Consider the following 7884-nt stretch of genomic DNA (forward strand, 5'->3'; position numbering starts at 1 on the left):
ATTTGATAAAGTTGAAGTGATAATTAAATATAAAGTTATTGAAATATTAGGGGAGGTTTATTGGTTATGAAGATGTCGAAAGCATATATACCGACTTTGAAAGAAACACCATCAGAAGCAGAAGTAGTTAGTCATAAATTAATGTTAAGAGCAGGCATGATGCGTAAGTTGAGCTCAGGAATTTATACATATTTACCATTAGGACAGAAAGTAATTCAAAAGATAGAAGAGATAGTTAGAGAGGAAATGAATAGAGAAGGAGCTCAAGAACTATTATTACCCGCTTTACAGCCGGCGGAGTTATGGCAGGAATCTGAAAGGTGGAATGATTATGGCCCAGAATTAATGCGGTTACAAGATAGACATGATAGAGATTTCTGTTTAGGGCCAACTCATGAGGAGGTTATCACAGATTTAGTACGAGATGAAGTACGTTCTTATAAAGATTTACCATTAAATTTATACCAAGTTCAGACAAAGTTTAGAGATGAGATTAGACCTCGTTTTGGTGTGTTAAGAGGTAGAGAATTTATTATGAAAGATGGTTATAGTTTTGATGTAGATGAAGCAGGATTAGAAGAAAATTATCAAAAGATGTTTGATGCATATGATAGAATCTTTGATAGATGTGGATTAGACTTTAGACCAGTAGTAGCAGATAATGGAGCTATTGGTGGTAGTGAATCTCATGAATTTATGGTTTTGGCCGATTCAGGAGAAGACACAGTAGTCTTTTGTAGTGAGTGTGATTATGCAGCTAATTTAGAATTAGCAGTCTCAGATGTAAAGTTTGTTATTGGTGATGAAGAAAAAGCTGAGATAGAAAAAGTTGAGACTCCAGGTGTAGACACTATTGAAAGTTTAGCTAAATTTTTAGATTTTCCTGAAAGTAAGTTAATCAAAACTTTAGCTTATCAAACAGAAGATGGTTATGTATTAGCTTTAGTACGAGGAGATTATCAGCTTAATGAGATTAAATTAAGGAATCTATTAGGTGCACCAAACTTAGAGATGGCTGATGGTGAAGAATTATTAGACGATACAGGAGTTGTTACTGGATTTGCTGGTCCAATAGAAACTTCTGGGGAAGTCAAAGTAGTAGCAGACCCATCAGTAATGGAAGTAGTTAATGGAGTTACTGGGGCAAACGAAGCAGATTACCATTATGTAAATGTTAATGCTAAGCGAGATTTTGATGTAGATGAAATAGCTGATATTAGAGAAATTAAAGAAGAAGAGTCTTGTATTTATTGTGGAGGAGACTTAACGTTAACTAAGGGAATTGAAGTAGGACAGGTCTTCAAATTAGGAACTAAATATAGTGAAGCTCTGGGAGCAACTTATTTAGATAATAATGGGAAAGCCCAACCAATGGTAATGGGATGTTACGGTATTGGAATTACCCGTACAGTTGCTGCTGCTATTGAACAGAATCATGATGAATATGGAATTATTTGGCCAGCAGCTATTGCGCCTTATGAAGTTTCATTATTAACATTAGGTGATGGAGAAGTCTTAGAAACTGGGCAAGAATTATATCAAAATTTAAAGTCAGCAGGTATTGATGTATTATTTGATGAACGTAAGGAAAGAGCAGGGGTTAAATTTAATGATGCTGATTTAATTGGAGCATCTGTTAGAATTACTATAGGCTCTCGTTCTTTAGCTGAAGGTAAAGTTGAAGTTAAGGTTAGAAGTACTGGTGATGACTTCAACATTAAGGTTGATAATGTAATAGATAAGGTAGCAGAATTATTAAATGAACTAGATTAAAATAAAATTAAGACTTGGGAGGTTAATTAATGAAGATAGCCGCGATTATCCCGGCTTATAATGAAGAAGAAAGAATTGCCCAAGTAATTAATGTAGTAAAGAATCATGATATAATCACGGAGACTATTGTAGTAAGCGATGGTTCAGAAGATAATACAGCTACAGTAGCACAAAGACAGATGGTAGAAGTAATTGATTTAGAAAAGAATATTGGAAAAGGTGGAGCGATGAAATTAGGCATAGAGGCTACTGATGCCCAAGTAATTCTTTTTTTAGATGCCGATTTAGTAGGATTAACCAAAAGACATATTAATAAATTAATAAACCCGATTATACAAGAAGATATAGATATGACTGTAGGAATTTTTAATCAAGGAAGAGTAGCTACCGATTTAGCACAAAAAATCACTCCATTTTTATCAGGGCAACGAGGTGTTAAACGAAAAGTATTACAAGGTATATCGAATTTAGATATGACTAGATTTGGTGTTGAAGTTGCCCTAACTAAGTATGTAAAAGAGAATGAGGTTGAGATTAAAGAAGTTGTTTTAGAAGATCTAACTCATGTTATGAAAGAGGAGAAACTTGGAATCGTTAAAGGTTTCTTAGCTCGATTAAAGATGTATTGGGAAATAATAAAGAATATTCCTTATCATCGTAGAAAGAATTGATAGATTAGTCCATGTTGTTGCTTTGTTTCACTAAGCAACAACATTTGATTTTAAGGAGTGATTCAAATTTTAAGTCAGACTGAAATATTTTTAAGGCTACTTTTAGCAACATTATTAGGAGGGTTAGTTGGTTGGGAACGAGAGAGCAATTCACGACCAGCAGGTTTTAGAACTAATATTTTAGTATGTATTGGTTCAGCATTAATAATGATTGTTTCTATAAAATTATATGTACTTTTCCAAGCGTCTAGAGCTGCTGATCCTTCTCGAATTGCAGCTCAAGTAGTTAGTGGGATCGGTTTTTTAGGAGCCGGTACAATTATTCGTGAAGGCTTTTCCGTAAAGGGATTAACTACTGCAGCTAGTTTATGGGCAGTAGCTGGTGTCGGTTTAGCTGTAGGAGCAGGCTTTTATTTTAGCTCTATTAGTGGAACTGTATTAATTATTTTAACTTTAAGTATTTTAAATACTGTTGAACATAGTATTGCTCAAAAAAGCGGCTTAAAGAATTTAAGAATTAAAGTCTTTGATCAGCCAGGAGAAGTAGGTAAGCTGGGGTCTGTTTTAGGAGACTATAATATACACATTATTGATGTAAGTATTGATCATATTAGGAATGAACCTAACATTTATGTTAATTTACAAGCTCGAGTCCCTAGTGATGTTAATCAGAATCAAGTAATTCAACATTTGGCTCAAACTAGTGGAGTCATTCAGGTAGAGTGGAAAGATAGCGGAAGTTAAAGGAGTGTTTAAATGATTCGTGTATATATTAAACCTGCTATGAAGAATAAAATCCAGCAAGAATTAATGGCAGAGTTAGCCGAGATAGTAGATAATATTATGCCTGAACTGGTTCAATTCAAGAATATTGTATTAGATTTAGAAGCAAAACGATTGGAAGTTTATGGACAAGCTGAAAGAAGTTTAAAGAGTAAAGATTTAGAGAACATTATCACAAGAGTTATCGAACAAAGAGTTGAATCTTTAACCGATGTAGAATGTCGATTTAATTATTGTCAAATACAGCAAAGTTCAGATCGTTCAGAAAGTAATTTTGAAAGAAGTTTAACAGATAGATTGAAAGAGTCTTGGTCTAAAATAACTACTAAAGTTAGGGAAAAATTTCCTGCAACTAATGGCTGGCTGTTAAATTCTAAGTGGAAGTTAGTTAATGATCAGAAATTAGTTATTGAACTTAAGAATGAATTGGGGATTGAAAAATTAAGAGAAAAGAGCTGTGATCGTGTAATTACAAAGCTAATAGATAAAGAGTTAGATCAAAGAGTAGAAGTTGAATTTAAATTAGGTGATTATAGCGAAGAAGTAGAAGAGTTAGATAAAAAACGTCAAGAAGAAAATGATGATTATATTAAGAATTTAATGGCTAGCATTGATACACAAACAAATCAGAATGGTAAAAGTGGTAATAATAAACCTGGAATCATTAAAGGTAAGAAGATTAAATCAGAGGCTACTAAAATTGAAGAAGTACAGAGTGAAGAACGGAGTATAACTTTCTGTGGAGAAGTAATAGATTTGCAGATTCGCAACTTAAAAAGTGGTAGAAATTTAGTTATTTTTGCCCTAACTGATGGTACAGACTCTATTACCGCTAAAGTTTTCGAAGATAAAGATGGAGATGTTGCAAATAATCTTTTTGAAGGTGATTCGTTAAAGATTAGAGGTAGAGTCCAAATAGATAAGTATACTCAGGAACTGACTATAATGCCTCGAGATATTAGTAGGTTTATTCCAGAGGTTAAGACTGATGATGCTGATGAGAAGAGAATTGAATTGCATCTTCATACTCAGATGAGTGCTATGGATTCAATAGTGAATGTAAATGAGGTTATTAAACGCGCTGATGACTGGGGACATCCAGCTATTGCTATTACTGACCATGGAGTTGCTCAGGCTTTTCCGGAGGCTTATAATGCTTCTAAAGATAGGGATATTAAAGTGATTTATGGTTTGGAAGCTTACTTAATTGATGATGGTGAACCGATTATCTTTAACCCTACTGATAAAGAAATATTAGAAGAGACTTTTGTTATCTTTGATTTAGAGACAACAGGATTTAATCCCCACAATAATCAAATTATAGAAATTGGAGCGGTTAAAGTAAAAGAAGGTCAAATTATTGATTCCTATCAAACGTTTATTAATCCTGAAGAGAAGATTCCATCAGAAATCATACAACTGACAGGTATTAATAATAATATGGTAAAGGATGCACCTAAGTTAGAAGAAATCATGGATGATTTTTTAGAATTTATTGGAGATAACACAATAGTTGCCCATAACCTTCCTTTTGATTTAGGATTTATTGAAGATAAATTACGTAAGTTAAATGAATCTAAGTTAACTAATTCAGCATTGGACACTCTAAATTTAGCTAGAGCTATTTTGCCTGATATGAAGAGTTACAAATTAAATAAATTAGCTAAAAGATTTAATAAAAATTTAGAAAATCATCATCGAGCTATTGATGATGCTAAGGTTACAGCAGAAATTTTCTTAGAGTTAATAGAATTAGTTCAAGAAGAAGAAATTCTTAATTTAACAGAAGTTAACGAATTGACCAGTGAGATTGACCATAAACGTATTTATCCATATCATACTACTATTTTAGTAAAGAACCAACAAGGGCTTAAGAATCTTTATAAATTAATTTCTAAAGCTCATATAGAGACTTTCTATAGAAAACCTAGGATTTTAAAGAGCGATTTATTAGAAAAGCGGGAAGGATTAATTATTGGTTCAGCTTGTGAAGCTGGACAGTTATATAAAGCTATATTAAATGGTAAACCTGACAATGAGCTTGAAGATCTGGCTAACTTTTATGATTATTTAGAGATTCAACCGACAGGAAATAATAAATTTTTATTAAAAAAAGGAGAAGTAGAATCTGTAGAAGCTTTACAAGAAATTAATCGAAAGATTTATCAATTAGGTAAAAAGTTAGGTAAGCCAGTAGTTGCAGCAGGTGATGTTCACTTTTTAGATCCAGATGATGATATCTATCGTCAAATATTAATGGAAGGTCAAGGATTTAATGATGCAGCAGAGCAAGCACCTTTATATTTTAGGGCGACTAATGAAATGTTAGAGGAATTTTCTTATTTTGACGAAGATATAGCTAAAGAGTTAGTAATTGATAATCCTAAAAAAATAGCAGATATGACAGAAGAGATTGAGATAATTCCTGATGAACTCTTTACTCCAACTATAGAAGGGGCAGATGAAGAGGTTAGAACTATGGCTTATGAAAAAGCTAAATCTTGGTATGGAGATCCTTTACCTGAGTTTGTAGAAAAACGGTTAGAAAGAGAGCTAAACTCTATTATTGGTAATGGATATGCTGTTATATACTTAACCTCACAAAAATTAGTTAAGAAGTCGTTAGATGATGGTTATTTGGTTGGTTCCCGAGGGTCAGTAGGATCTTCTTTTGCCGCTACAATGACAGATATTACGGAAGTTAATCCGTTACCTCCTCATTACCGTTGTCGGAAATGTAAATATTCAGAGTTTATTACTGATGGATCCGGTGGAGTTGGAGTTGATTTAGTGGATAAGGATTGTCCTGAATGTGGTGAGGAATTGCTTAAAGATGGTTTTGATATTCCTTTTGAAGTTTTCTTAGGATTTAAAGGAGATAAAGTACCAGATATTGATCTTAACTTTTCTGGAGAATATCAGCCAGAAGTTCATAAGTATACTGAAACATTATTTGGTAAAGATTATGTTTATAGAGCAGGAACTATCTCTACTATTGCTGATCGGACAGCTTATGGCTTTGTTAAAGGTCATGCAGATGATAATGATTTAGTTTTGAGAAGAGCTGAGACTAACAGACTATCATCAGGCTGTATTGGAGTAAAACGAACAACTGGGCAGCATCCTGGAGGGCAGATAGTTGTACCTCAAGATAAAGAAATTTTTGATTTTACTCCAATCCAAAAACCGGCTAATGATATGGACACTGACACATTGACGACTCATTTTGATTTTCATTCGATCCATGATAATCTATTAAAGCTAGATATTTTAGGTCATGATGATCCGACTAGTATTAGGATGTTACAGGATATTACAGGGATTGACCCTCAGAATATTCCTTTAGATGATCCAGAAACTATGAATATCTTTTCTACTATAGAACCTTTAGGTGTTACAGAAGATGATGTGGGAGTGGAGTTAGGGACATTAGGGATACCTGAATTTGGTACTAGTTTTGTAAGGGGTATGCTGCGGGAAACACGTCCAACTACTTTTGCTGAGCTGATTCGGATTAGTGGACTATCTCACGGGACTGATGTCTGGTTGAATAATGCTCAAGATTTAATTCAAGCAGGAACTGCAGAGTTAGCTGAAGTCATTTCAGTACGTGATGATATTATGAATTACTTATTGCAAAAAGGTGTAGAACCTTCTCAGGCTTTCTGGATTATGGAGCATGTTCGAAAGGGAAAAGGATTAACTAATGAAGAAGAAGCAGCAATGAGAGAGAATGATGTTCCAGAATGGTATATTAAATCCTGTAAAACGATAAAATATATGTTTCCTAAAGCTCACGCAGCAGCTTATGTAATGATGGCTTTTAGAATTGCATACTTTAAGGTCCATCATCCAGAAGCTTTTTATAATACTTATTTTACTATTAAGGCTGACGACTTTGATTCTCAAATTGTTTTACAGGGAAGAGATTTTGTGGAAGAGAAGATTCAAGAAATTAAAGTTAAAGGAAATGATGCTACAGCTAAAGATAAGAATACTTTAACTGTACTTGAAATAGTGATTGAAGCAATGGTTAGAGGGATTGAATTTACTGAAGTTGATATTTATAAGTCTAAAGCAGATGAATTTCAAATTACTGATGATGGATTATTACCGCCTTTAATTAGTTTACAAGGTTTAGGCAAAAGTGCAGCACAAAGCATTATAGAGGCTCGACAAGATGGTGAATTTACATCTATCGAAGAGCTTAGTAATAGAGCTAGTGTAAGTAAAACAGTTATTGAAGTTATGAAAGAACATGGTAGTTTAGATGGAATGCCAGAGACTAATCAATTATCATTATTTAGTTAATGGTGCATTGTATAATTAAATGCACGGGCTAATAAAAAAATGACACATACTTGTTCCTCTGATAAAATGTTAAGTAACCACACTTAAACATTAAGGAGGCACAAATATGCGTCAAAGTAATTATATCATAGAAAGAGAAAAAGGGAAACATTTAAAACTAGGAGCTCGTAAGATTATTGCTCATTTATATAATAAGCAAAATAAAAATTATAGTGAAATAGCCCGAGAAATGAACTGTCATAGGACAACAATAAGCCGAGAAATAAAAAAGGGTTTAACTACTTTTAAAAACGCAGATTGGTCTGATAGAGAAGTTTATGTGCCAGAAATAGCCCAAGGGGTATAT

5 protein-coding genes are annotated in these 7884 nt (G+C 33.4%); all 5 read left to right on the forward strand.

Annotation, left to right across the window (positions count from 1 at the left end; all coding sequences use genetic code 11):
• The first annotated feature begins 66 nt into the window (after nt 1-66).
• On the forward strand, nt 67-1773 hold the full coding sequence (locus tag B5D41_RS07120; RefSeq protein ID WP_078809933.1) for a proline--tRNA ligase: 1707 nt from the start codon (nt 67-69) through the stop codon (nt 1771-1773).
• A gap of 29 nt (nt 1774-1802) precedes the next feature.
• Nucleotides 1803-2444: a glycosyltransferase family 2 protein gene (locus B5D41_RS07125; RefSeq protein WP_078809934.1), complete on the forward strand. Its 642-nt coding sequence runs from the start codon at nt 1803-1805 to the stop codon at nt 2442-2444.
• 57 nt (nt 2445-2501) lie between these two features.
• On the forward strand, nt 2502-3188 hold the full coding sequence (locus tag B5D41_RS07130) for an MgtC/SapB family protein (RefSeq protein ID WP_234983913.1): 687 nt from the start codon (nt 2502-2504) through the stop codon (nt 3186-3188).
• A gap of 12 nt (nt 3189-3200) precedes the next feature.
• Nucleotides 3201-7538, forward strand: coding sequence for a PolC-type DNA polymerase III (locus tag B5D41_RS07135; RefSeq protein WP_143555675.1), 4338 nt, complete (start codon nt 3201-3203; stop codon nt 7536-7538).
• A 106-nt stretch (nt 7539-7644) separates the two neighbouring features.
• Nucleotides 7645-7884: helix-turn-helix domain-containing protein (locus B5D41_RS07140; RefSeq protein WP_143555676.1), on the forward strand; the 240-nt coding region annotated here is incomplete at its 3' end.

The sequence above is a fragment of the Selenihalanaerobacter shriftii genome, assembly GCF_900167185.1.
GTDB classification, from domain to species: Bacteria; Bacillota; Halanaerobiia; order Halobacteroidales; family Acetohalobiaceae; genus Selenihalanaerobacter; species Selenihalanaerobacter shriftii.

Bases quoted from the DNA above. Each gene is read 5' to 3' on its own strand.
- B5D41_RS07120 (WP_078809933.1), top strand. From the start codon at position 67: ATGAAGATGTCGAAAGCATATATACCGACTTTGAAAGAAACACCATCA.
- B5D41_RS07125 (WP_078809934.1), top strand. From the start codon at position 1,803: ATGAAGATAGCCGCGATTATCCCGGCTTATAATGAAGAAGAAAGAATT.
- B5D41_RS07135 (WP_143555675.1), top strand. From the start codon at position 3,201: ATGATTCGTGTATATATTAAACCTGCTATGAAGAATAAAATCCAGCAA.